This is a genomic window from Streptomyces sp. NRRL WC-3549, assembly GCF_000721935.1.
Classification (GTDB): Bacteria; Actinomycetota; Actinomycetes; order Streptomycetales; family Streptomycetaceae; genus Streptomyces.
Genome location: NZ_KL585399.1, coordinates 168518 through 169140, shown reverse-complemented (window position 1 = coordinate 169140; position 623 = coordinate 168518). Strand labels below are relative to the sequence as shown.

Sequence of the window (623 nt, the reverse complement as noted above, 5' to 3'; positions counted from 1 at the left end):
CCCCAGGCCTACCCCGCCCCCCAGGCCCCCGCCTGGGGCGCGCCGCACCAGGGCGGGCACTACGGCGGCCACCACCGCCACAAGAGCTTCGGCCGGATGCTCTTCTCCTCCTGACCCGCTCCGGACCGGTGCGCGGGTGCGGGTGCGGACCGGGTGACCCGCACCCGCGCGGACGCCCCGGGGCGAGGCTCCGCCCGGGGCGGACAGCGCCGGTCGCGGTACCGGGCAGGTGCACGGGGCGCGGCACTAGTCATGTGCATGGTCGGTGCCTAGAGTGCGGGCCCATGAACTACCTGGACAGGTCCCGCACTGTCGCACCCCCGGGCTGGAGCAGGTGGCTCGTGCCGCCCGCCGCGCTCGCCGTGCACCTCTCGATCGGCCAGGCCTATGCCTGGAGCGTCTTCAAGCCCCCACTCGAATCCGCCCTGGACCTCTCGGGTACGGCGAGTGCCCTCCCGTTCCAGCTGGGCATCGTCATGCTCGGCCTCTCCGCGGCCTTCGGCGGCACCCTCGTCGAACGCAACGGCCCGCGCTGGGCGATGTTCGTCTCCCTGGTCTGCTTCTCCTCCGGCTTCCTCGTCGCCGCCCTCGGCGCCTCCACCGGCCCTGTCTCTTATACACAT

2 pseudogenes are annotated in these 623 nt (G+C 73.2%); both read left to right on the top strand.

From position 1 onward, the window contains the following. A pseudogene (locus tag IH13_RS37605) lies at positions 1 to 114 on the top strand (zf-TFIIB domain containing protein); the annotation flags it as partial. A gap of 170 nt (positions 115 to 284) precedes the next feature. After that, positions 285 to 623, top strand: a pseudogene (locus tag IH13_RS0115730) (MFS transporter); the annotation flags it as partial.